The following is a 23,696-nucleotide window of genomic DNA, read 5'->3' on the forward strand; positions in this document are numbered from 1 at the left end:
TTTTTTAAATTTCAATCAAAACAACTTTCTATTATTTTAATAATTCATTTGCCAGCGCCATAATATTTTTACAGTTTGCAGTCGCATAATCAAAACTGTCAATGGCTGCCACTGGTTTTCCTAAAGCTTTTAATTCATCTACACGATAGGACATTTGAGGTCCTACCAGAACAACATCATAATCGGAAATAATTTTTTCTACCGCACTGGCTCCAGCAGCAGAAATTTTCAAATTATCTCCATTTTCCTGACAGTATGATTCTAATTTTTTAATCAGTCTTCCTGTAGAAATTCCTCCTGCACATACCAATAAAATTTTATAATCCATATGTAAACCTCTTTTCTTATGTTTTATTCTATTCATTATTGTAACACAAATTTTAATAATAGTTTGTATAAATTATAACTATTTTATCACATTGTAAAAAATAACAGAATTGATTCTCGTTTTACTGGAAAAAAATTATATTTTTTATGACAATTTTGGACTAATATTTAAAAAATATTTTTATTTAATATATTATTTAGGTAATAGATGGGATGGGACCATTATGAAATTGAAAAGAATTCGAGATCTAAGAGAAGATAACGATTTGACACAGGCCGACATCGCTAAGTATCTTAATGTAACTCAGAGAACTTATTCAAGGTATGAAAATGATGATCGATCGATTCCTCTAGAACAACTTATCAAGCTGGCTGATTATTATAAAACCAGTGTCGACTATCTTCTAGAACGAACAGATAGAAAAGAACCATACTAAAAAAGGCTTTTAAGCCTTTTTTATTTTTTCAAACCAGTTCATCTGTTCACAAATTTTATAAATACCATCGTTTACATTTAAATCCGCTACATACGTTGCTTTTTCTTTCAGTTCCTGACATCCATTTCCCATAGCTACACTGGTCCATCTAGGATCAAACATAACCAGATCGTTTTTACCATCACCAAAAACAACCACATCTTCCAGATTTCCATGAACGTGTTCAATCATCGCTTCAATTCCCTTTTCTTTAGCATCGTACTGAAACATTAAATAATCTTTGACATAGCGTAAATGACCCAAAAGATCTTTTGTGGTTAATTTATGTTCATCTTCTATAGACACCGATAAGTAAATTTTCATGATCTGTTTCAAAGATTCATAATCCATATAGGGATTGTAAATATATTCTGTAGGTTCTTGTCTGGGACCAACCTGCTGTACAAACAGATCATTTTTGCTGTAGCATTTTTTTGAATCATCCAGCATCAGCAGGATTCCTATATTTAATTCTTCTGCCTGTCTTATAATTGTTTTGGCTTTTTCTAAATCTAAAGGAATATTCATGACCACTTCATCATCAATGACCAAAGCTCCTCCACCGCAACAAACCATATTATGAAGATGCACTTTTTCCATAAAAGGTCTGGCTTTATAATGAGCACGTCCAGTTGCTATACAGACAAAATGTCCAGCTTCTTCTAATTTCTGTAAAGCCAGCTGACTGGATGGAATGATCTGTTTAGTGTTATCATCTGTCAGTGTTCCATCAATATCAAAAAAGAAATATTTTTTTCGCATAAATTCTCCTTTTAAAAAAGAGATTGAAATTAATCAATCTCATGAATGTAAATATTATTAACACGATCTGGTCCAACTGAAATCATAGAGACACGTACCCCAGTAAACTGTTCAATAAAAGAAACATAATCTTTACAATTTTGTGGAAGCTGATCGTAAGAAGTCATTTTGGAAATGTCTTCTGTCCATCCAGCAAATTCTTTATAAACCGGTTTTGCTTTGGCTACAACAGCCTGATCGGAAGGAACATAATCATAGATAGTTCCATCTACATCATATCCAACACAAACTTTCAATGTATCAATACCTGTTAATACATCAATTTTTGTCAATACAATATCAGTTAATCCATTCATTGTACATGCATGTTTTACAACCAGTAGATCCAGCCATCCACATCTTCTTGGTCTTCCAGTAGTGGCTCCATATTCAGCACCAACCGCTCTTAAATTTTCTCCAGTGGAATCTAAAAGTTCTGTCACAAAAGGACCTTCTCCAACACGAGTGGAGTAAGCTTTTACAACACCAATAATTGTTTGTAAACGATTTACAGCCACACCGGCTCCAGTAGCTACACCAGCACTAGTTGGTGAACTGGAAGTAACATATGGATACGTACCATAATTAATATCCAGCATCATTGCCTGAGCCCCTTCAAATAATACATTCTTATTCTGATCCAAGGCTTCATTGACCATATGAGTTGTTTCTTTGATCATAGGAACGATGCGATCATAAATTTTTTCAAAATCTTTAACAATAGTATCATAATCCAATGGATTAGCACCATATACATTTGTGAACAATTTATTTTTAAAGTCTAATACTTCTTTTAAACGAACTTTAAACGATTCAAAATCCAGTAATTCATGGTAACGGATCCCTCTACGAGCATATTTATCCGAATAACAAGGACCAATTCCTTTTTGTGTTGTACCAATTTTATGATTTGCACTTTCTTCTTCTAATTTATCCTGATAACGATGATAAGGCATTAAAATTTGTGCACGATCGGAAATTACAATGTGATCACAAGTTAATCCACCTTTTTCAAGTGTATCCATTTCTTCTAAAAGTACAAATGGATTGCATACCACTCCTGGCCCAATTACACAAACTGCATCTTTATGTAATACACCACTTGGCAATAAATGTAACACATATTTCTTTCCATTCACAATAACAGTATGACCCGCATTATCTCCTCCCTGGAAACGCACGATCATATCGGCTTTTTCAGCTAAAACATCGACGATTTTTCCTTTACCCTCATCGCCCCATTGGGTACCTACAACAACCTGGCTAGACATAGTCGTCCTCCTTATATAACAATGAAATTATAGGAAGAATCTTTTCGTTTGTCAATTTGAAACCATTGAATATCCCTTTAAATAAAAAAAGACTTGCACAACGTCATTTATTTTGATAAGATAATTGAGCGCATAGGGGTGTCGTCCAAAGGCTAAGATAGCGGTCTCCAAAACCGTTGATGTGGGTTCGATTCCTACCACCCCTGCCATGATAAATATAAACCTTCATAAAGTGCCTAAAACAAGGGCTGATTGAAGGTTTTTTTGTTGCTCATTTTTAAATCTGAGAAGGAATTTGAGAAGAAAAATTAAAAAAATACATCTTGTTATTAACGGTTTTTGTAAAACGTATTTTTTTTTTTTTACAATATTTCGATAATTTTTCCATTCCCTAAAAACGATTTCATTAAGATCCCTAAATGGCATACGACACAATTGAGATCCTAGCAACGTATCATTTTCTCCGTTATTCTTGAAAACATCAAATAAGAACTGTGTTGTATCAAAATAATTGAATACTGTAGAATCATCTCATTTTTCTTTTACCAATTCTTAAATTTAAACGAAGCAAAAAACATACTTTCTTTACCATTTTCCTCTATACGAATTGTCTTTACTACAATATTCGCTTTAATTCCTAACATTCTAAAATAAAGTCATCTCATTGTGCCTTTATCAATCAAAACGAATGATCTTGAAATACCTCTCGATTTATTAATTGATTTTTTGATTTCGATTGAATCTTTTTTTATTGAACGTGTAGTTTCATAGTCAAATCCAAATTCTCTACAAACATGATATAGTAAATTAGAACACATAAAAAACAAATAACACCTGCAATTGCCCTTATTTAAAGTTGTTTTAACACCTACTATAACTTCTAAAAAGTACTTTTTTTACTGGAATGGTATGTAGAACTCATCAAATGTTAGTCAAAATAAAAAGTCAATAATGAATACAATATTTTCTAAATCTCTAGTCTAAATACAATTGAATTTAATAATCTGAATGAAACAAAAATAGCCTGTAATAAAAGCTCCTGTCAGATCTAATCCAACAGGAGCCTAATCAATTGATTCATTATGATCTTCTCTTTTTATTTAAGACAAAACCAATAATCATTGCATCTAAACTTGTAAACATTAATGAAATCCATAAACCAATATTAGAAATCAATCCCGTATTGGTTGTATTCTTATCCGATGAAGGTTTAATTACAGATGTTTTCTTATTCACTGTAAATTCAGTGGAAGCTTCTCCAGTTTCTGAAACAATAACAATTGTATGTTTTCCAGCCTTCAATGTAGAAACAAAATCTTTATTCAGTGTAACAATCGTACTTCCTTCTTTTACTGTATAATTCTTAGGATCCAATTCATTTCCATCTAATTTTACATATTTAAAATCATCATAAGAAGCATTGGAAGTAAAAGACAATTCTTTCTTTTCTCCCTGATTTACACTCTGTCCTTTTCCTTTAATGACTTCAGGCGCTTTTTTAGAAATAATTGTATCTTCAAATTGAATTTCTTTTGTACCTTCTTCATCCAAGAAATATTTTTCACAATCTATACACAGCCAATATTCAATATTTCCTGTCTCAGAAGCCGTAGCTTCTTTTGCCGCAGTATGTTTCAGACTATGATTATCTAAATCCAATTCTCCATATTCTTCGTCACAATACTCACAGACAGCCTTGCTTGTGCAGGTAGCTGTTCCGCCGGAATGCTTGGCTTGATCCTTAATCTCGGTGCAGTTTTCATGTTGACACTTGTGCCAGTGGTAGGTATCGTCCTTCTCCCAAGTGTCCGTGAAGACGTGGTCATGGTGCTCAACAACCGTCACCGTAAAGGTTGCACCGGTCTTTGTCGTATGATCATAGTTGCTCAGGTCAAGTCTAAGTGTTACATCGGCAAGCTCGTATGGTACCTCAATTGTTATGTTGTCATAGGAGTTGAACGTTGCCTCCGATTCAATACCCGAACCGCCATAAATGCCACCCCAGTTTGCCGCCCATGAGCCGTTTGCAGCGAACTTAACCTGATAGTTTTCAAATGCATCAAGGTCAGTATATGTAATTTCATATACCTTGGGTGAAACCTCCGTCATAAGGTTCTCATCAGCAGCGGGATCCCATGCTACGCCATTAAGCCAGTTTCCGTCGCCATTTCCAACGGTACGCATTGATTCAACATTAAGCTCTGTGGGAATCTCAACACCGTCACCTGTGACGGTGATTTTTGATGTTTCGGGGTCAAATGTGATTGTTACATCACAAACGGAAACCACACTGAAAGTAAAGTTGTCATTGTTGTCAATACCAATACCGATCCAGTTTTGGCTGCCATCAGCGAAATTATTAACAATCTTGAACTGATAGTTATTCATAACTGCAACATTGGTATATACCTTTTTGTATGTGCCGTCTGCTTGCGCTACCATAATGTTCTCCGGTGCGATTTCGGGATCTCCTTTCCAAAATTTTCCGCAGAGTTCACTAACTCCGGCCACAACAAAAGTGGAGGTTATTGGATACGTATCCACATCAAGTAATTTAGCAACTGTTTCTACAGGTGCAATCAACGGATTGTTTTCCGGGTCAGCAAGCTGTTCGGCATAGTCAGTCTTGTACTGCTCAAGAACATCCGCCGGATTTACTTTGAGTTCAGCACAGATGTCTTCAACCTTTTCACGGGTAATTACGTTGGCATTCAGTACTGCCCATGAAGCGAGGAACTGAGCAACAATCTGCTCTCTTGGCTGAAATATAGGGAAATATTTACCAACAATTTTTCCTGTTGAATTGATCACAGCCATTGCACCGAATTTGTCTGAGTTATTTTTCCAGGCTCCCTCGAAGTCAGACTTTGAAGAATCCTCGGCATTCTCAATCATTTCTCCTGTTACATACACAATATCTCCAAGACAATCCTTGCCAAATGTGATGCTGCATGTCAGGTGTAAACCCTTTACTGTATCTAACGTCGAGAAAACAAGGGCATAGTCTGCACCCTCTTCGATCGTACCGAGCTTCGCCGTATCGAAGTAGTAAAGACCTGTTTCCACGTCTTTTTTACAAAGTTCTTCTTTGGACTGAAAAGAGGTATTCTTAAGTTTTGTACCTCCGTAAACATTATAAATATGGCAGTAAACACTTTTTGTCGTCCCCCAACTCTCCAAAGTAGGAACCTCAAAATAAACCTTTGTTTCGTTTTCAGCTGCAGATACAGAACAAATTGGCCAACCTGTAAAACAAGAGGTTATCATTGTTAATACGAGTGTAAGACTGATAATTATGGATGACTTTTTCATTTTAGCTTTCCTCCTAAGAATTTATACTTGGATTATATTTCGTAATAAAAAGTTCCAGGGTTTCTTTCAGCATTTCTATCTGAGATTTCATATAGAACTCATCTTCAAAGAGTGCATAATGTACGTAGGCTCTTATCAGAATGAAAATCAACGGTGTGATTTTTTCGTGGGGGATCCCCAGCTTCTCTTCTAAACTCTTAGCTTATTCCGTATATCGTTCATCGACACCCTTAAAGAACTTCTGACCGTATTCTCTGTATTTGAGTGGTGTAGACCTGATACATAAGTCTGTTATTTTGTCTTCTCCATTTCGAAATAATGTTTCCAATTTAATTAATTGAATATACATTTATATTTTATGAAATATAGTTTCATGTTTCAAGATATTTTTCATATAACTTGTTATAAAAGTTTAAATACATGTTTTTTTATTATAACTAATTATTACGCCAGTACTTTTCTATCCTTTCCAATACATTTTATCGAAACAATAAAATATTTACTTTCTTGTTTTCTTTTATTCATCATCAAATACTTTTCTAATAAACATTTAATTCCAGCTTAATTTTAGAATGCTTTTACTGGTATTATCCAATTCATCACTTAAAGACTGGATCATTTTTTTGTATACTTTTTTCGTTTCAACTGCTTTCAAATTACAACAGGATTTATATGCTTAAAGTGAATTAGGCTGAATTGTTATTGGGGTAACAATAATAACTTTATCTTTATTGAAGGAAAAAAAACGGGAATACAGTCACCTATACAATAAATCTTTAAATCCTATTAAAGAGATGTTTTGTTTACAAATCTATTATTTAATCATAAAAAAAATGCCTGATATTCAGGCATTTCATATTAATAATTTTTACAATTGATTTCAAAATAAGCTTGTGGATGATCACAGACTGGACAAACTTCAGGAGCTTTTGTTCCTACTACGATATGTCCACAGTTTCTGCATTCCCATACTTTGACTTCACTTTTCGCAAAGACTTCTGCCAATTCAACATTCTTTAATAAGGCACGATATCTTTCTTCATGATGTTTTTCAACAGCACCTACCATTCTAAATTTCTTTGCCAGTTCTGTAAATCCTTCTTCTTCAGCTGTCTTGGCAAATCCATCATACATATCTGTCCATTCGTAATTTTCACCTTCTGCTGCACTTAATAGGTTTTCTGCCGTATTTCCAATTCCATTTAATTCTTTAAACCACAACTTTGCGTGTTCTTTTTCGTTGTCCGCTGTTTTTAAGAATAAAGCAGAAATCTGTTCGAATCCTTCTTTTTTTGCTTTAGAAGCAAAATACGTATATTTGTTTCTTGCTTCCGATTCTCCAGCAAATGCTGCCATAAGATTTTTTTCAGTTTGTGTTCCTGCATAAGGGTTTGATTTTACTTCTTCTACTTTTTCAAACGCAGTTGCAGGTTGTTTACATAGTGGACATTTAAAATCTTCTGGTAACGTTTCTCCTTCATAAACATATCCACATACTTTACATTTCCATTTAGCCATTTTCTTTCCTCCTTTTAAAATATGACTTTTATCTGTATAAAATGTATGTAACATTTTTTCAGCCAATTCACTTAATGGTTCTTTATAGAACTCTTTATATAATTTTAATAGTTCTTCATTTTCATGACTTTTTCTTAATGTTAAATTCTGATCTCTTTTATATAAACCGGATGTACGAGCTTTAAGAATATCGTTTTGATCTTTTAATATATCTTTTGGCTGTCCCCCTCCACCAATGCATCCTCCAGGACAAGTCATCACTTCAATAAAGTGATATTCTTTCTCTTTTCTTTGAATGCGTTCGATCATTTTTCTCGCATTGGCCGTTCCATAGACAACCGCTACATTCAATTTAAGATTTCCGATTGATAAGGAAGCTTCCTTGATTCCATCCAATCCTCTTACCGGTGTTAAATTCAATAGATGATCGGGTACTTTTTCATTGGTAATCCATTCATAAGCCGTTCGTAAAGCCGCTTCCATCACTCCACCACTGTTACCAAATATCACTCCTGCTCCAGAGGCCATTGACATTAAAGAATCAAATGGCTGATCGATCAAAGAATCAAAATCAATACCTTCCTGTCTGGCCATTAAAGCCAATTCACGAGTGGTAATGACATAATCCATATCTTTGATATCTGGATTGTGATAATAATCAGCCGCTCCATGCATTTCTTCTCTTTGTATTTCATATTTTTTTGCGGTACATGGAGTCAATGCGACATTTACAATCTTTTCCGGATCTAAATTTCGTTTCTTTGCGAAATACGTTTTTATAGTCGGTCCCTGCATTCCAATAGGACTTTTTGCAGTGGATATATGATCCAGTAATTCAGGATAATACATTTCAACAAATTTTACCCAGGCAGGACAACAACTTGTGAACTGTGGCAATGGGCCTCTATTTTTTGTGATTCTTTCGATTAATTCACTAGCTTCTTCGACAATGGTCAAATCCGCTGCAAAATTTGTATCCAATACATAATCTACACCCAATGCCTTTAATAAAGCAACCATTTTTCCTTCTACAAAGGTTCCAGATGGATAGCCAAAAGCTTCCGCTAAAGACACTCTTACAGAAGGAGAAGTCGAAACAATCACAATCTGATTTTTATTTTTGATCGCATCTAATACCTTCGGATAATCGTAACGTTCCGTGATACTATCGACTGGACAGACATTGGCACATTGTCCACAATGAATACATATAGCTGTATCCTTTGTTTCTTGAAATGAATAGGTTCCATGTACACCTATTTTTTCTGTACATACCTCTTTACATCTTCCACAATGTATACAAAGCGATTCATTTCGAATAATACTGGGGTTATCCAATTCAATGGGTACACGAACATCTAAAGATTCATGTTTCATTTCTTTTCATTCTGACATTCTGGACAAATATAATTGATTTTCAAATCATAAGAATCAATCTGAAATTCCAATTGTTTCTGTAAAGATTCCGTTAAATCCTGTAAGGTAATATCCGAAATCTTACCACATTCTTTACAGATTATATGATCGTGTCTTTGAATACGATCGTATCGATCTGGACTTCCTTCTATACTTACTTTCCGTATAAGACCTTGATTACATAAATTTGACAAATTGTTATAGACGGTTGCTAAAACAATTTTTTCATTTTTTTCTTTACACATAAAAAATATTTGTTCGGCAGTTAAATGATCAAGTGATTGATTTATAATATCAAGTATCATTTGTCCATACTTTGTCATATATTTCCTTTCTATGATTAGAATAATTCTAATTCTAATTAATGTCAATGTTTTTTTCTAATTCCATTATATAAAAAAGTCTTTTTCAATGCTAAGAAAAAGACTTTTTTTCTTTAAATATCTTTCATATCTCCAATTTCTCTTATATCATCCTCATCAACTATGTTTTGAATGAGATTCAGTGCATTATAACATTTTTGTGCATGATCTTTTAAAAATGTTCGTTCTCTTACAACTTGTATAAGAAATCGATTGGCTTCTTTATTATCTTTTATACGATTTACAATAGAATAAAGTAAATAAACGATTAGAACGATTGCAATCCCTCGATAAATATACAACATCACAATATCGGCATCCGGCAAATGTAAAAGATTGGCTACAAATTCACATATAAAATCAAATATATATCCACCAATCAGAAAACCTGCAAATCCAGTAATTACATTTGATAACACTCCAATTAATATAGCAACACCAAGCAACAAAAGAATTCCAGCTCCAACCAGTATTTTAATTTCTAAATCACTAAACGGATATCCTAAAAAGAACGTAAATATCAACAATAAAACCAGAACCACTCTAAATCCAATATTGACATTACTGACTTTCAAAAGATCCATTTTTTCTTCCATCAACAATACATCTTTCCAGTGAGCAACTGGTTCACATCGACTTTCATATTCACTCAAATAATCTCTATATCTTAGATTGAATTGTTCTTTCATTAAATCATGGATATGACTGGCAATCACAAGACTAGTTCCAAACCACTTTTCCTTTTTTTTCTTCAACCGTCTGAATTAGAGCCTTTTCCCTTAATAAACAACTTTTCTAATAATTTCCAGCTGATTCTTCAACATACGCCTGTTCTTTTAAATCCACTTCATGATATCCCATATAAAATAAATCTCCTTTTTTATATACTTTAACGGAATTCATGTAATTTATTCAACAATTGATTCACGATTTGTATTTTTATTTGATCATTCTGTTCTAAACTATTCTGAATAAAATTCTGTATTTCCTTTTGTTCTACATAAACAGGTTTTAAAATTATATCTTTATCCAATGTATCTAAATCCAGTAAAATTGTTAAAAAAGTACAATGACCACTTATTTCTTCTTTTTGTGAAAAACAGGGAGGGAGAAGAATAAGTTGTTGTGCATGTAAACTGATTTGTATCTTTCCAAAAATCTGAATGGTTCCTGAAAATAAATAGAGAATACGATAGTAATGAATGTCTTCATAAAATGTAATTTTCTGATTTATAAAAGCATTTATATAATCGGTTATCAATTCATTGATCGTAAATGCCGGTTTATTTTAGGCAATTGGAAAACAGAATCTAAAATATATTTTCGATTATACATTTTTTATCAAAATTTAATTCAATTTTTGATAGATCCGTTAAGGAAATAAAATTAAAAACATCCCTTTTTTTATTTTTATAATTTTTTGAAACACAAAAGAATCATATTTATCTTTTAATGAATCCGTTATGACAAGAACAAGAGTTCCAAACATTGGTTTTATATAAACATCTTCTGTCGTTTTCATAAAATAAGAAATATGTTTATCTTTTATTTCCATCATATAGTTATTGGGATAACTTTTCTTATTTCCTGTATAATCTTCATATGTTTCTCCATATTTATAAAAATAGGAGTTTGATGTACTCATAATCATGGTTTATATCTCTTTCTTAATTTTTACAACCGCTGTATGCGAATAAACCAGGCTTTTGGCATGAACAAAAAAGATTTTTCCTTTACAGGTTGATTGAATGGTTTCAATCATTGTATGCGTATAAGGATCATAAATTCTGGCAAGTGTCTGATCTTTTTGTACATATTCATCTACATCTACATTTAATTTTAAAATACCTGCTTTCTTTGATTTAATAGAAATCATATCTTTTTCTTCTATGATTTCACTTTTATATCCTCCTGAAAAAGGATACGAAATCATATGTTTTTCAAACATAAATCGAAGAACTGCATTTTTGGCTTCCTGTGCTGTTTTTTCATCAATCTGTTCACAAGCTCTTGTGTAAAGAGAATACGCTTTACAATTCCATATTTGCCAGTTGTAGTTTAATGTTGTTGTATCATAAGGTCTAGGATCTCTTACAACAATAGATGATAGACCAAAATGTTTAGCTTCTTCAATATCTTCCAGACCCGTTTTCATCATACGAATATGAGTTGAAAACTGACCTGGAATATAAAAACTTGTCAATTGGATTCCAAATGTACATTGATTGATTTTATTAAACAATCCATCTGCAATCCTTTGTGTGGTTTCTCCTGCATCATATCCCGGAAACATACGATTGATGTCAGTTCCATCCGATGGCCAGAATCGGCATTCCTGATTCATTGAATATGGATTGGCACAAGGAACGATTATGATTTTATAACATTCATTTATGTAATTTTCAATTTCAAGCTGTTTTAATAAAATTGTTTCACAATAATCCCTCAGTGCATCGAATACAGACTTGATGATCCATGATCAGCTGTAAATCCAATAATAAAGAATCGGAATTTTTTATTTTCTGCAGCTGATACAGTGCCATTTCCTGATATGTCATAGATTCTGTTCCAATTTCATTTCTTAAAACAATACAGTTATCATAAGCTCGAAATAAATTGGATAATAAGCTATCGGAAATTGTAGGATCGCATACATATCGATCAATAAAATCTTTTGGATTTTCATAAATCATTAGAATCTGAAATATGTAACAGTATTCTTTATATAAATTTGGATCGTCAAACATTTTATCATAACAGAAAAAAACTCTTTAATGGTTAAATAAATTCTTTCACTGTAACGACCTAACCAAATTAAATTATCAATTCGTTCTAACGAGATAATACCCATGTGTCTTTAAATCCTCCTCCCTGTGATGAATTCACAATAAAACTATCTGGATTTCTGGAAAAACGTGTTAAGCCACTCTTCCATACTTTTGTTTCTTTTCCACTTAAAACGAATACACGAAGATCCGCTTTACGATAAACTTTCTGATTCTGATCAATGATTTCTAAATCTTTAAAATCAATGACTTCCTGTGCTATAAAACGACGTGGTTCTCTTATCATTTTTTCAATAAATTCATCTTTTTCTTCTTTTGATAATGAATTTCCAAAGAAAACCCCGTATCCACCTGCTTCTGCAACATCTTTTATGACCAGCTGATCAAAATGTTCTAAAACATATTTACGATCGGAATCATAATATGGAAGATAAGTGGGTGCATTTTTCAAAATAGGTGTTTCATGCAGGTAATATTCAATCATCTTAGGAACAAAATAATAAATTCCTTTATCATCGGCTACCCCATTTCCAGGCGCATTGATCAATGCCACATGTCCTTTACGATAAATATCCATGATTTGTGGTATGCCAATTAATGATTCTTCTTTAAAAGTTAAAGGATCTAAATAATCGTCACTGATCCTGCGATATAAAGAACCAATTTTTTCTAACGTTCCATCATAATTTTTAAAATATAAATAATCATCTTTTACAATGACATCCTGATGGCTGACCAGTTTAGAATTGGTTTGTTCTGCAAGATAGGAATGTTCAAAATAAGCTGCATTCATTCTTCCTGGGGTAAAAATCGCATTAATTCCTCCAGTATTGACATAATCCATAACCTCTTTTAACAATCTGGCATAATCTCGATTGTCTTCAATATCATTCTCTCTAAATGTTTTAGGACTGGCTCTTCGACAGAGTTCACGTGCAATCATTGGATAGCTGGCACCTGAAGGGACTCTTAAATTGTCTTCTAAAACATACCATTGTCCATCTTTACTTTGAACAAGATCGATTCCGGATATATGAGAATAATTATTCTTAGAAGGCGTTATGCCCTGTCAGGGTAATAAATAACCCGATCCAGAATAAATAAATTCACTGGGAATGACATTGTCCTTGATAATATTTTTATCATGATAAATATCATATAAAAATAAGTTCAAAGCTTTTACTCTTTGGATCAGTCCGTCATTTAAATCATCAAATTCCTCTTTTGTGATAATTCTGGGAATACAGTCAAAAGGAAACAGCTGTTCATGAAAGGTATTATTTTTATAAATACCAAATTTAACACCATATCGTTTTAATAATTCATTAATTTTCTTTTGTTTATTAATCAAACTATCCATATACATTTCCTTCCTGAAATAAAAAAAGGCATTCTATAAATAGAACGCCTTTGATCTCAAGCATTATAGCATAAATGAAACAATTGTTAAGACTTTTTGAAAATTTATGTAAATTTAAATTTAGTCTTGAAAACATATTTCATTTCGTGTATATTTTAGTAAACCGATGATGTGGAGATAAAACAGAAAGATGTATGTAAAGAGAGTTCAGGATGGTGGAATCTGAATGATGGCAATTCTGTAAATGGACCGCGGAGGGCATGGAGGAAAGTAGAGTATTCCATGACGTGATACATACGTGAGTTGTAAAGAATATGATAGTATTCTAAAAGTGTACAGGGTAACTGTAAAACAAGGTGGCACCGCGGGTAAAGTACTCGTCCTTGATGATGGATCATCAGGGACGTTTTTTGTTTCCTGATGAAAAATAGAAAGAGGAGAACAAAAAATGAAAAAACTATCTAAGGCTTTATTAGCCACATCTATGAGCGTAAGCTTAATGGCTTGCTCAAATGAATCAAGCAATGAGAACACTTACAAAATTGGAATCTGTAATTATGTTGACGACGCCAGTTTAAATCAGATTGTTTCCAACATTGAATCTCGTTTAGAAGAAATTGAAAAAGAAAAAGATGTCGATTTTGAATTTGAAGTGGAAAACTGCAATGCGGATTCAACGGTATTAAACCAGATTATTACCGATTTTATGGCCGATGATGTTGATTTAATGGTTGCCATTGCCACACCTGTTGCCATGGCTATGCAGTCTGCAACAGAAGGTTCTGACTTACCCGTTGTTTTCTCAGCTGTATCCAATCCAGTGGGTTCAAAGATCGTTGACAGTTTAGAAAAACCAGGTGCCAATCTGACAGGTACAAGTGATTATTTAGATACAACAAGTATTTTCAATTTAATATTTGCAGCTGACCCAGATGCAGATAAAATTGGTTTATTATATGATGCAGGTCAAGATTCTTCAACCAGTGCCATTCAAAGTGCCAAAGAATATTTAACGAACAATAACATTGAATATGTTGAAAAAACAGGAACAACAACAGATGAAGTAAAATTAGCAGTGGATGCTTTGATCCAGGAAGGTGTAGATGCCATCTTTACTCCAACCGATAATACGATCATGACAGCTGAACTTTCCATTTATGAAACTTTGATTGATGCCAAGATTCCACATTATACAGGAGCCGATTCCTTTGCTTTAAATGGAGCTTTCTTAGGATATGGTGTTGATTATGCCAATTTAGGAAGAGAAACAGCTGATATGATTGCGGAAGTCTTATTAGAACAGAAAGATCCTGCTTCTTTACCGGTACGTACATTTGACAATGGTACAGCTACTATTAATACGGAAACATGCCAGGCTATTGGATTTGACTTTGATGCGATCAAAGATGCTTTCTCTGGACTATGTACAGAAGTAAAAGAAATCACAACAGCTGAAAGTTTTGAAGATTTAGAGGGTTAATCTATGTCTATGATCCTTTCTTTGGGACAAACCGCATTCGAATTGGGTCTGATTTGTTCCCTGACTGTACTGGCTTTGTTTTTAAGCTACAGTATGTTAAATGTATGTGATCTATCCACAGATGGATGTTTTACATTAGGTGCCGTTGTAGGTGCCAGTGTTGCCATCAGTGGTCATCCCTTTTTAGCTATTCCAGCAAGTATGCTTGCTGGAATGCTTTCTGGTTTTACAACCGCACTGCTACAAACAAAAGCCGGAATCGATAGCCTGTTAGCGGGAATTATTGTCAATACTGGTTTATATTCAATCAATATTGGAATCATGCATGGATCTTCCCTTTTAAATATGAATCGTACCGATACAATTTTTACTTTATTTAAAAGTCAGTTTCCTTCTCTTTCCTCTTATATGATTTTATTGATTGCTTTGATTAGTGTTATTCTGGTTGTTCTTTTTTTAATATTTTTCTTATCGACTAAATTAGGACTTGCCATTCGTGCCACCGGAAACAATCCATCCATGGTAAAATCCAGTTCTATCAATCCAGTCTTTACTACAATCGTAGGATTGTGTATTGCCAATATGTTTACTGGATTATCCGGATGTTTACTGGCTCAATCCCAAAAATTTGTGGATATCAATATCGGACAGGGAATGGTTACCATCGCTTTGGCTTCCCTTTTAATTGGAAGAACTTTATGCAACCATGGTTCCATCTTTAAACGATCTTTTGCCTGTGTATGTGGAGCGATCATTTTCCGACTGGTTTATACCATAGCCTTACGATTCAATATGCCAGCCTTTATGTTAAAACTGGTATCTTCGATTATCGTTATACTTGCCATTGCCATTCCCTATTTAAAAAGTCAATGGCCACATATCCAGCGCAAGATTCAATATAAAAGAGGGATGTAAATATGTTGATTTTAAAAGATATTTCAAAAACATTTAATCCAGGAACCGTAAATGAAAAAAACGCTTTAAATCATGTATCTCTTACTTTAAAATCTGGAGATTTTGCGACCATTATTGGTTCAAATGGTGCTGGTAAATCCACATTGTTTAATGCGATATGTGGAGATTTTATGAGTGATACCGGTTCTATCCAATTAGAGGATATGGACATCACCTTTATGCCACAATATAAAAGAGCAAAATACATTGGTCATCTTTATCAGGATCCCAACAAAGGAAGCGCTCCAGGAATGACTATACTGGAAAATCTGGCATTGGCAGCGGGTAAAGGTGGATGGTTATCTCACATTTCAAAAAAAGATAAATTGATCTTTAAAGAACAGTTAAAACAATTGGATTTAGGTTTAGAAGATCGCCTAAATCAGCCCGTTGGTTTATTATCAGGTGGACAAAGACAGGCTTTAACTTTATTAATGGCCACTTATAACCCTCCTAAACTTCTATTACTGGATGAACATACAGCGGCTTTAGATCCTCAAACCGCAAAAAAAGTATTATCCTTAACCAAAGAAATTGTTGAAAAGAATCATATCACAACATTAATGATCACTCACAATATGCACGATGCTCTTTCTTTAGGAAATCGTACCATTATGATGGACAACGGAAAGATCATTCTGGATATAGAAGGAAGTCAAAGAGAAAACACGACGGTTTCCGATCTGATTGAACAATTCAAAGAAAAATCCGGAAATGAATTCGATAACGATCGAATCTTATTAACTAAATAATTTAAAAAAATCCCATTGTTTACGGCAATGGGATTTTTTAAATGATAATTCTTTACAAAATAACTATAAAAACCCAATCCAATTGGATTGGGCTTCATCAAAAAATTGAAATCCTCTTTAAATCGATTTACCTAAGATTATTTTTTCTTTTTCTTTAAGATATAAGTCATTCCTAATAAAGAAACAATAGACAACATTACATCAAATTTCACATTTGAAACAATACCTGTTTGAACATCTGTACTCTTCTTACTTGTATATTCCCATTTAACAATATAAGAAGTCAATGTATCTTTACGATAGGTTTTCACATTTCCCTTTAATACATAAGTTGGAAGTGCATATTGAATTTCGTAAAAATATAATGTTTTAGATGTTGTTTCTATAGTTTTATAAGTTCCATAACTTAAATGAGAAATTTTATCAGCCGGACAAATAAACTGGACTCCATTCGCTGTTTGTACAAATGTATATATACCAAATTGTTTTTCATCATCTCTTAAGTCATGATTTCCATATCCAGATATTTGATACCATTCTTTTACTGAATTTGATAAGGATGGATCGTTATTTATAAATAAAGTTTTTAATTTTTCAAATAAAGTCGAATTAATTGAATTTGGTGTCCATAAAATCGCATAAGTAGACTGTTTGATGACAAGTACAGGTAATTTCCCTTGGGCAACAACTTCTACGTTAAAAGCCTCTTCCTTTGATCCGTTGCTTTCAACCTTACCAGTATATACGAATTCCTCTGTTGTACTTTCTATACTTTCGACTGTCTGTTCCATGCAATCAGAAACCACAAATGTAGATGGATCGTATCCTTGTTGAATTAAATATTTTTTTATTAAATCAACTTCTGCTGATGCCTCTTCTTTGGTTTCATGCAGTGTGGTAGGTTGTGTACCCATTTCTTTCGAATTCTGTTTTTCAATATACAGATCATAAACCTTTTCTTCTGTACTGATATAACTGTCTTTTGCCTGATTTGCATCGTCCAGTGTATTAAACTCTTGTTCTGTGAATTCTTCTGTTGAATCCAAAACCCATTCATTTTCTTTTGTGACTTTTGATGGACCTGTTACATTTAATACATAGCGAAGCTTATCTTCTTTATTTTGATTTAATTCAATATTATATTTTTTTAATGTTTCAATATAATCAATGGCTTCTTTTTCAGTTGTAAAACTTTTCTCTCCTTTCATTTCAATACTTTCATTGGCATTTGTAGAAATAGTTAATATAGGCATCAGTAATATAAAGCTGATTGCCAAAGCGCCTATTCTTTTTATGTTTTTATTCATTTTGCGCTCCTTTCTTTTATTACAAAATTATATCACATTTCTATCTATAACAAAGAATAATATTAATAAATATTTACATTATAAATCTGAACATAAAAAAATATATAAATCTGGTTATTTTTATATACTCAAGAAACGAGTATACTTCAAACCATAAAGAGGAGGATGTTTGAATTATGTCAAATCAAAAAACATTGAGAATTACTGTTACAGCCTTGATGGCAGCTTTATGCTACGTCGCATTTACTTTCTTACAGATTAAAATCCCTACTCCAGTAGGATATACTTCTTTCCATTTAGGAAATACATTCTGTGTATTGGCGGCCTTATTATTAGGTGGGATTCCAGGTGGAATTGCTGGAGCCATTGGAATGGGTATTGGAGATATTCTGGATCCTGTTTATATCATGGTTGCCCCTAAAACATTATTTTTGAAATTTATGATAGGATTGATTACTGGATTGGTCGCTCATAAAATCTTAAAGATTCAACTTCAAAAAGGGAAAAAATTAGTTGGATCGGTCGTTGCTTCTTGTGCAGCTGGTATGGGATTTAATATTATTGGTGAGCCTTTAGTATCTTATTTATATTATTTAATTTTATTAGGAGATTCCACTAAAGCAGCTGATTATCTGGTTGCGGCTAAGTTTATCACAACAGGTGTTAATGCGATTTTAGCGGTTGTGATTGCTTCAGTTATCTACTTAGCTATATTCCCTAGATTTCAGAAAAATGGAACTTTAAATCGTTTAAAACCAGAAAAATAACACTCTTTCGAGTGTTTTTTTAGTATAATAAAGGTGAAAGGAGGTATAGTTTATGTGTACAGCAGCTACCTATAAAACGAAAGATTTCTATTTTGGACGTAACCTGGATTATGAATTTTCTTATGGTGATGAAATTGTGATTGCATGTCGTAATTATCCTTTTACATTCTCAAATGGAGAAACAATTCAATCTCATCATGCATTGATTGGTATGGCCTATGTATGTGATGGTTATCCTCTATATTATGATGCGATCAATGAAAAAGGATTGGCCATAGCTGGATTAAACTTTGTAGGAAATGCTCATTATAATGAATATAAACCTGATAAAGAGAATATTGCTCAATATGAACTCATTCCATGGATTCTATCCACTTGTGAAAATGTGAATCAGGCTAAATGTAAGCTGGAAAATCTTAATATACTCAATAAACCATTTAATGAAAACTTACCTTTAGCTCAGCTCCATTGGATTCTTGCGGATAAGTCTGAATGTATTACAGTAGAATCTATGTCAGATGGTTTACATATCTATCCAAATCCTGCAGGTGTTCTTACAAACAATCCTCCATTTCCTTATCAAATGTTTAATTTAAACAATTACAGGAATTTAAGTCCTAAATCCCCTGTTAATACTTTTTCTAAAGAATTAAATTTAGACCTTTATTCAAGAGGAATGGGTGCTTTAGGTCTTCCTGGAGATTTATCAAGCCAGTCTCGCTTTGTGAAAGTGGCATTTACCAAACTGAATTCCATTTCAGGAGACAGCGAATATGAAAGTGTATCTCAATTTTTCCATATTCTACATTCTGTTGAGCAACAAAAAGGATGTTGTGAATTAGAAAATCAACAATATGAAATCACTTTATATTCTTCCTGTTGCAATTGTACAAAAGGAATTTATTATTATACGACTTACAACAATCATCAGATCAGTGCTGTTAATATGCATAATGAAAATTTAGATCAGAATAAGATCATTCGTTATCCACAAATCCAGAAAGAACAAATTCATTATCAGAATTAAAAATAAGGACATCGAAAGATGTCCTTAATCATAAAATACTTTACTTAAAAAATCTTTTGCTCGATCCGATTGTGGATTCGAGAAGAATTCTTCACTAGTATTTTCTTCAACAATTTCTCCCTGATCCAGGAAAACAACACGAGTTCCTACTTTTCGAGCAAATCCCATCTCATGGGTGACAACGATCATCGTCATTCCCTGATTTCCCAGATCCTTCATTACTTCTAATACTTCCTTGATCATTTCTGGATCCAGGGCACTGGTTGGTTCATCAAAAAGCATCACTTCTGGATTCATACACAATGCTCTGGCAATGGCAACTCTTTGTTTCTGTCCACCGGATAAATTGTTTGGATAGGCATTTTTCTTATCCAGTAAACCAACTTTTTCCAAATATTCCAAAGCCACTTTTTCGGCATCCGAATCACTCATTTTCAAAACCTGAATAGGCGCCAGTTTACAATTTTCCAATACAGTCATATTAGGAAATAAATTAAAATGTTGAAATACAAATCCCATTCTATTTCTTTGTTGACGATACAAAGATGTATTGGAAGGATCCATTTCCACTCCATCAATTTGAATCGATCCTTTGTCAATGGTTTCCAATCCATGAATGCACCGCAATAATGTACTTTTTCCAGAACCACTTGGACCAATCAAAGAAACGATATCTCCTCTTTCAATGGTAAGACTGACATCTTTTAAAGCATGAAGTTTACCAAAGTTTTTTTGTACATGTTCTACTTTAATCACTGATTGCCAACCTCTTTTCTACTTTCGTTCCAATAAAGGAAACAACAAAAGTCATAATCAAGTAAAATATAGCTGCCAATGTATAAGGTGACATAACATCAAAATATTGAGCCCCCAATACTTGAGAACTTTTCAATAATTCAACTGCACCAATACAGCTGATTAAAGAACTGTCTTTGATCAAAGTGATAAATTCACTGATTAAAGGAGGTATAATTCGTTTAAACGCCTGTGGAAGAATCACAAGTTTCATCGTTTGCCAGTTAGAAAGGCCCAGTGTTTCACAAGCCTCCCATTGTCCTTTATCCACGCCATTAATTCCCGAACGAATTAACTCTGTCTGATAAGCACCTGAGTTAATGCTCATCGCAATGATACCAATTAATATTGGTTCAATTCTTAAAACATTTCCCGTAAATGCTGTATAGAATGAAGGAATGACAGAGAAAATAATCAAGATCTGCAACAATAAAGGTGTACCACGAATTACCGTTACATAGATGTTTGATAGAGCTTTGGGAATTTTATGTTTGCTTCTTCTTCCAGAAGCTCCTAAGGTTCCTAAAATCAATCCAATCAACAAAGAAAGAGCAGCAATGGCAATTGATAAACAGGCCCCTTTTGCCAGATATAAAATATTTTCAAGAGTAAATACTTTATCAATCGCTATAAACATGAATCAGACTCCTATTCAGATACAACTGGTGTTAATTCATATTTTGCACATAAATCAGCATATTCATCACTTGCCAGGAATTTTTTAATGCATTCATTCATTAAATCGATCATTTCTGTATTTCCTTTTTTCGCAATAATGAAGTTTTGTTCATCTAACAATGGAGTATCCAGCATGATAAAATCACTGTTATTTACATAATTTTTCGCAACTCCACTATCTACAATGGCAGCATCATACTGATGAGCTGCTAATGCGTTCATAATATCCTGTACGCTTTTCAATCCACTGATTTTCGCATCTTTGACTTCATTGGCTGCCTTTTCTCCTGTAGATCCTGTTTGAACCGCTAAGCTTTTTCCTTCTAATTGTTCAATTGAAGTTATGTCTGAATCCGCTGGTAAAATTGCAACCTGACTAGATCCTAAATATGGATCTGACCATTCTACTTCACGCTGAGGATCATAAGAGAATCCAGAAATACCTAAATCAATCTGATCTCCCTGAATCTGTGTGATAATGTTGTCAAAATCCATTTGTTTAAATTCAAGTGAATAGATCACATCACTGTCTTCATTTAAATATTCTTCAAACAATTCCACCATATCTGGATCAAAACCAACAATGTCTCCATCTTTATTTAAAGATTCATAAGGAGCATAGTCTGGAGAAATCCCAATAGTGATTACTTTTGTATTATCTTCTTTTTTAGAAGATGAACACCCAAACATTGAAACAGCCATTAATCCAGCCATTCCCACTTTCAATACTTTTTTCATTTTACATTTCCTCCCTAAAAAAAAATCGTCCTTTTCAAATATGAAAGGACGTCAATGCCGCGGTACCACCTAACTTCCATCTGCTCTATACAGATGACACCTCATTCTTAACGCGAATTCACGTTCATTGCCTCAAATCTTCGACAATGCGACTCCCAGACACGTTCCAGGCCTTCTTTCAACAATTTTCACCAGCCATTGTCTCTCTATACAAATCCACCCTGTACTACTTCTTTTCTTTGTCTTTATCAAATATTATACACATGAATGAATGCAATGCAAACAGTTTTTATACAAATTCAATTTCATTCTCCATTTTTTTGATATTGGCAAGTGAAAAAACTTCAATGCCCATATCCTGTATGCGCTTCAAACCTTTCTGATACGATTTTGTGATTACGATTCCACAGCCTTCTACTGTTGCATTTGCTTGTCTACAAATATCAATCAAGGCATTTAAGGCTTCTCCATTTGCCAAGAAATCATCAATGATCAAAACATGATCTTCTTCCTTTAAAAAACGTTTTGAGACTTGTACATTATATTCCACATTACGTGTATAAGACTTTTCTTTACAACAATAAATATCCCCAGTTAAATTGCTTGAATTTCCTTTTTTCGCAAAGACAACCTTAGGATATCCAAAATATTTTGCACACATCACCGCAATTCCGATTCCACTGGATTCAATTGTCAAAATTTTATTGATCTTTTTATCTTTAAAATGTTGATAAAATTCTTTTCCCATTTCATCCAGCAATTCAACATCCATTTGATGATTTAAAAAAGAGTCAACCTTTAAAACATTTCCTTTTAATAAAATTCCTTCTTCCCTAATTTTATCTTCTAATAATTTCATAAAGCAGCTCCTTTTTTCATTTTATATAAAGTTATTGTATTTGTAATAGTTGTCAATGTATCAAAAAATACAGCTACATAATTTAATACCGATAAATCATAAACCAGCCACATTAATAAAGTAACAATCACAACAATTTTAAATACAATTGGATCTTTACAGTCCATATACCATGTGAATATAGATGTGGATAAAACAGGTAATAAATGAATCCATTGAACCTGTTTTAAAAGAATCACTAAAAGAAACTGTATTAGAATAAATATGATTTTTATTTTCTTTGTGAATTCAATTTTAAATGAAATACAGTTTCTTAAAATGGTAAAACAATTTGTCACAAAGCCACTGATTCCACCTAATACAAGATTAGCCAATCCGATAAATCCGCATTGTATACATTGAGCAATAATAATTTGTTCTTTTTTCTTTAAAAACCCAATCATAACCATCACAATGGATCCAAATAAAGCAATAATATTTCCAAGAATAATTGTATTCATTTTTTCACCTATATATTTCTAAACAATCTATTTTATTGTGTACTAGGTATTCTATAAAGTCAATTAAAAAAACTATCCAATAAATGAAGTGAACCCAATTTCTTGGACATTAAAATAAGTATACTATCTAAACGGTAATTAAGGATTGATTTCTGTATTCTACAGGAGTTAATCCTTTTAATTTTTCAGTGATTCTCTGATTGTTATAGT

At 33.0% G+C, this 23,696-nt stretch carries 24 protein-coding genes, 1 tRNA gene, 2 pseudogenes and 2 other annotated features; of the genes and pseudogenes, 7 read left to right on the top strand and 20 right to left on the bottom strand.

All coding sequences use genetic code 11. The features are described from left to right. Positions 1-31: 31 nt before the first annotated feature. A complete protein-coding gene (locus FYJ50_RS05165; RefSeq protein WP_154460023.1) occupies positions 32-328 on the bottom strand; it encodes a PTS sugar transporter subunit IIB in 297 nt (98 codons plus the stop codon). Positions 329-551: 223 nt separating this feature from the next. Here FYJ50_RS05165 and FYJ50_RS05170 point away from each other — a divergent pair, with 223 nt between their 5' ends. Further along, the gene (locus FYJ50_RS05170) at positions 552-764 is read left to right on the top strand and encodes a helix-turn-helix domain-containing protein (RefSeq protein WP_154460024.1); all 213 of its coding nucleotides are present in this window, start codon (positions 552-554) and stop codon (positions 762-764) included. A gap of 9 nt (positions 765-773) precedes the next feature. On the opposite strand, the gene FYJ50_RS05175 is transcribed toward FYJ50_RS05170, so the two are convergent. After that, the gene (locus FYJ50_RS05175) at positions 774-1,565 is read right to left on the bottom strand and encodes an HAD-IIB family hydrolase (RefSeq protein ID WP_154460025.1); all 792 of its coding nucleotides are present in this window, start codon (positions 1,563-1,565) and stop codon (positions 774-776) included. 29 nt (positions 1,566-1,594) lie between these two features. Then, positions 1,595-2,875 carry an adenylosuccinate synthase gene (locus FYJ50_RS05180; protein WP_154460026.1) on the bottom strand — a complete coding sequence of 427 codons (1,281 nt, stop codon included), beginning with the start codon at positions 2,873-2,875 and terminating at the stop codon, positions 1,595-1,597. A 134-nt stretch (positions 2,876-3,009) separates the two neighbouring features. Between FYJ50_RS05180 and FYJ50_RS05185 the strand changes: the two genes are divergently transcribed. Further along, a tRNA-Trp gene (locus tag FYJ50_RS05185) sits at positions 3,010-3,084 on the top strand. Positions 3,085-3,955: 871 nt separating this feature from the next. Here the strand turns inward: FYJ50_RS05185 and FYJ50_RS05190 are convergent. The 10 genes and pseudogenes from FYJ50_RS05190 to FYJ50_RS05230 all read right to left on the bottom strand — a co-directional run bounded on the left by FYJ50_RS05190 (position 3,956) and on the right by FYJ50_RS05230 (position 13,635). Beyond that, complete coding sequence (locus tag FYJ50_RS05190) at positions 3,956-6,187, bottom strand: hemoblobin-interacting domain-containing protein (protein WP_154460027.1); 2,232 nt, start codon at positions 6,185-6,187, stop codon at positions 3,956-3,958. 858 nt (positions 6,188-7,045) lie between these two features. Beyond that, positions 7,046-7,705: a rubrerythrin gene (gene rbr, locus FYJ50_RS10550; RefSeq protein WP_205946436.1), complete on the bottom strand. Its 660-nt coding sequence runs from the start codon at positions 7,703-7,705 to the stop codon at positions 7,046-7,048. 39 nt (positions 7,706-7,744) lie between these two features. Continuing rightward, positions 7,745-9,082 (bottom strand): annotated as a pseudogene (locus FYJ50_RS05195) ([FeFe] hydrogenase, group A); the annotation flags it as partial. Beyond that, a complete protein-coding gene (locus FYJ50_RS05200; RefSeq protein ID WP_154460029.1) occupies positions 9,079-9,444 on the bottom strand; it encodes a Fur family transcriptional regulator in 366 nt (121 codons plus the stop codon). The gene FYJ50_RS05200 and the pseudogene FYJ50_RS05195, both read right to left, overlap by 4 nt. A 113-nt stretch (positions 9,445-9,557) precedes the next feature. Further along, positions 9,558-10,238 (bottom strand): hypothetical protein, encoded by a 681-nt coding sequence (locus tag FYJ50_RS05205; protein ID WP_154460030.1) that lies wholly within the window; start codon positions 10,236-10,238, stop codon positions 9,558-9,560. A gap of 134 nt (positions 10,239-10,372) precedes the next feature. Continuing rightward, positions 10,373-10,744 (bottom strand): hypothetical protein, encoded by a 372-nt coding sequence (locus tag FYJ50_RS05210; protein WP_154460031.1) that lies wholly within the window; start codon positions 10,742-10,744, stop codon positions 10,373-10,375. A 111-nt stretch (positions 10,745-10,855) separates the two neighbouring features. Next, entirely contained in the window at positions 10,856-11,128 is a 273-nt protein-coding gene (locus tag FYJ50_RS05215) for a hypothetical protein (protein WP_154460032.1), read from the bottom strand. Positions 11,129-11,137: 9 nt separating this feature from the next. Further along, on the bottom strand, positions 11,138-11,956 hold the full coding sequence (locus tag FYJ50_RS05220; RefSeq protein WP_338083001.1) for a M14 family metallopeptidase: 819 nt from the start codon (positions 11,954-11,956) through the stop codon (positions 11,138-11,140). After that, on the bottom strand, positions 11,916-12,230 hold the full coding sequence (locus FYJ50_RS05225) for a hypothetical protein (RefSeq protein ID WP_154460034.1): 315 nt from the start codon (positions 12,228-12,230) through the stop codon (positions 11,916-11,918). The genes FYJ50_RS05220 and FYJ50_RS05225 overlap by 41 nt, the downstream gene beginning before the upstream one ends. Before the next feature lie 85 nt (positions 12,231-12,315). After that, a pseudogene (locus tag FYJ50_RS05230) lies at positions 12,316-13,635 on the bottom strand (circularly permuted type 2 ATP-grasp protein). Between the two features lie 151 nt (positions 13,636-13,786). Next, positions 13,787-14,017: a binding site (T-box leader), on the top strand. Positions 14,018-14,077: 60 nt separating this feature from the next. Here FYJ50_RS05230 and FYJ50_RS05235 point away from each other — a divergent pair. Genes FYJ50_RS05235 through FYJ50_RS05245 form a run of 3 tightly spaced genes read left to right on the top strand, consistent with a single transcriptional unit; the run spans position 14,078 to position 16,815 of the window. Continuing rightward, positions 14,078-15,109: an ABC transporter substrate-binding protein gene (locus tag FYJ50_RS05235; protein ID WP_154460035.1), complete on the top strand. Its 1,032-nt coding sequence runs from the start codon at positions 14,078-14,080 to the stop codon at positions 15,107-15,109. 3 nt (positions 15,110-15,112) lie between these two features. Further along, a complete protein-coding gene (locus FYJ50_RS05240) occupies positions 15,113-16,024 on the top strand; it encodes an ABC transporter permease (RefSeq protein WP_154460036.1) in 912 nt (303 codons plus the stop codon). Positions 16,025-16,026: 2 nt separating this feature from the next. Then, positions 16,027-16,815, top strand: a complete 789-nt coding sequence (locus FYJ50_RS05245) for an ABC transporter ATP-binding protein (protein ID WP_154460037.1) — start codon at positions 16,027-16,029, stop codon at positions 16,813-16,815. A gap of 137 nt (positions 16,816-16,952) precedes the next feature. On the opposite strand, the gene FYJ50_RS05250 is transcribed toward FYJ50_RS05245, so the two are convergent. Further along, positions 16,953-18,122 (bottom strand): hypothetical protein, encoded by a 1,170-nt coding sequence (locus FYJ50_RS05250; protein ID WP_154460038.1) that lies wholly within the window; start codon positions 18,120-18,122, stop codon positions 16,953-16,955. A 176-nt stretch (positions 18,123-18,298) separates the two neighbouring features. On the opposite strand from FYJ50_RS05250, the gene FYJ50_RS05255 reads away from it, so the two are divergent. Together FYJ50_RS05255 and bsh are read left to right on the top strand one after the other, a co-directional pair. After that, complete coding sequence (locus FYJ50_RS05255; RefSeq protein ID WP_154460039.1) at positions 18,299-18,889, top strand: ECF transporter S component; 591 nt, start codon at positions 18,299-18,301, stop codon at positions 18,887-18,889. A 52-nt stretch (positions 18,890-18,941) separates the two neighbouring features. Beyond that, complete coding sequence (bsh, locus tag FYJ50_RS05260; RefSeq protein WP_154460040.1) at positions 18,942-19,916, top strand: choloylglycine hydrolase; 975 nt, start codon at positions 18,942-18,944, stop codon at positions 19,914-19,916. Between the two features lie 24 nt (positions 19,917-19,940). On the opposite strand, the gene FYJ50_RS05265 is transcribed toward bsh, so the two are convergent. The 6 genes from FYJ50_RS05265 to FYJ50_RS10915 form a co-directional block, all read right to left on the bottom strand. Continuing rightward, the gene (locus FYJ50_RS05265; protein WP_276984516.1) at positions 19,941-20,672 is read right to left on the bottom strand and encodes an amino acid ABC transporter ATP-binding protein; all 732 of its coding nucleotides are present in this window, start codon (positions 20,670-20,672) and stop codon (positions 19,941-19,943) included. Next, positions 20,665-21,348 (bottom strand): amino acid ABC transporter permease, encoded by a 684-nt coding sequence (locus FYJ50_RS05270; protein ID WP_154460041.1) that lies wholly within the window; start codon positions 21,346-21,348, stop codon positions 20,665-20,667. Before FYJ50_RS05270 ends, FYJ50_RS05265 begins: the two co-directional genes overlap by 8 nt. 11 nt (positions 21,349-21,359) lie before the next feature. After that, a complete protein-coding gene (locus FYJ50_RS05275) occupies positions 21,360-22,127 on the bottom strand; it encodes a substrate-binding periplasmic protein (protein WP_154460042.1) in 768 nt (255 codons plus the stop codon). A 41-nt stretch (positions 22,128-22,168) separates the two neighbouring features. Next, positions 22,169-22,376, bottom strand: a binding site (T-box leader). 40 nt (positions 22,377-22,416) lie between these two features. Further along, positions 22,417-22,986 (bottom strand): xanthine phosphoribosyltransferase, encoded by a 570-nt coding sequence (locus FYJ50_RS05280; RefSeq protein WP_154460043.1) that lies wholly within the window; start codon positions 22,984-22,986, stop codon positions 22,417-22,419. Then, the gene (locus tag FYJ50_RS05285; protein ID WP_154460044.1) at positions 22,983-23,486 is read right to left on the bottom strand and encodes a YgjV family protein; all 504 of its coding nucleotides are present in this window, start codon (positions 23,484-23,486) and stop codon (positions 22,983-22,985) included. Before FYJ50_RS05285 ends, FYJ50_RS05280 begins: the two co-directional genes overlap by 4 nt. 127 nt (positions 23,487-23,613) lie before the next feature. Further along, the coding region (locus FYJ50_RS10915) for an IS3 family transposase (RefSeq protein WP_154460047.1) at positions 23,614-23,696 on the bottom strand (83 nt) is incomplete at its 5' end.

The organism is Floccifex porci (assembly GCF_009696175.1).
Taxonomy (GTDB): Bacteria; Bacillota_I; Bacilli_A; order Erysipelotrichales; family Erysipelotrichaceae; genus Floccifex; species Floccifex porci.

Bases quoted from the DNA above. Each gene is read 5' to 3' on its own strand.
- FYJ50_RS05245 (WP_154460037.1), top strand. From the start codon at position 16,027: ATGTTGATTTTAAAAGATATTTCAAAAACATTTAATCCAGGAACCGTA.
- rbr (WP_205946436.1), bottom strand. From the start codon at position 7,705: ATGGCTAAATGGAAATGTAAAGTATGTGGATATGTTTATGAAGGAGAA.
- FYJ50_RS05285 (WP_154460044.1), bottom strand. From the start codon at position 23,486: ATGAATACAATTATTCTTGGAAATATTATTGCTTTATTTGGATCCATT.
- FYJ50_RS05250 (WP_154460038.1), bottom strand. From the start codon at position 18,122: ATGAATAAAAACATAAAAAGAATAGGCGCTTTGGCAATCAGCTTTATA.
- FYJ50_RS05180 (WP_154460026.1), bottom strand. From the start codon at position 2,875: ATGTCTAGCCAGGTTGTTGTAGGTACCCAATGGGGCGATGAGGGTAAA.
- FYJ50_RS05270 (WP_154460041.1), bottom strand. From the start codon at position 21,348: ATGTTTATAGCGATTGATAAAGTATTTACTCTTGAAAATATTTTATAT.
- FYJ50_RS05215 (WP_154460032.1), bottom strand. From the start codon at position 11,128: ATGAGTACATCAAACTCCTATTTTTATAAATATGGAGAAACATATGAA.
- FYJ50_RS05240 (WP_154460036.1), top strand. From the start codon at position 15,113: ATGTCTATGATCCTTTCTTTGGGACAAACCGCATTCGAATTGGGTCTG.
- FYJ50_RS05255 (WP_154460039.1), top strand. From the start codon at position 18,299: ATGTCAAATCAAAAAACATTGAGAATTACTGTTACAGCCTTGATGGCA.
- FYJ50_RS05275 (WP_154460042.1), bottom strand. From the start codon at position 22,127: ATGAAAAAAGTATTGAAAGTGGGAATGGCTGGATTAATGGCTGTTTCA.
- FYJ50_RS05190 (WP_154460027.1), bottom strand. From the start codon at position 6,187: ATGAAAAAGTCATCCATAATTATCAGTCTTACACTCGTATTAACAATG.
- FYJ50_RS05280 (WP_154460043.1), bottom strand. From the start codon at position 22,986: ATGAAATTATTAGAAGATAAAATTAGGGAAGAAGGAATTTTATTAAAA.
- FYJ50_RS05165 (WP_154460023.1), bottom strand. From the start codon at position 328: ATGGATTATAAAATTTTATTGGTATGTGCAGGAGGAATTTCTACAGGA.
- FYJ50_RS05175 (WP_154460025.1), bottom strand. From the start codon at position 1,565: ATGCGAAAAAAATATTTCTTTTTTGATATTGATGGAACACTGACAGAT.
- bsh (WP_154460040.1), top strand. From the start codon at position 18,942: ATGTGTACAGCAGCTACCTATAAAACGAAAGATTTCTATTTTGGACGT.
- FYJ50_RS05235 (WP_154460035.1), top strand. From the start codon at position 14,078: ATGAAAAAACTATCTAAGGCTTTATTAGCCACATCTATGAGCGTAAGC.
- FYJ50_RS05200 (WP_154460029.1), bottom strand. From the start codon at position 9,444: ATGACAAAGTATGGACAAATGATACTTGATATTATAAATCAATCACTT.
- FYJ50_RS05225 (WP_154460034.1), bottom strand. From the start codon at position 12,230: ATGTTTGACGATCCAAATTTATATAAAGAATACTGTTACATATTTCAG.
- FYJ50_RS05170 (WP_154460024.1), top strand. From the start codon at position 552: ATGAAATTGAAAAGAATTCGAGATCTAAGAGAAGATAACGATTTGACA.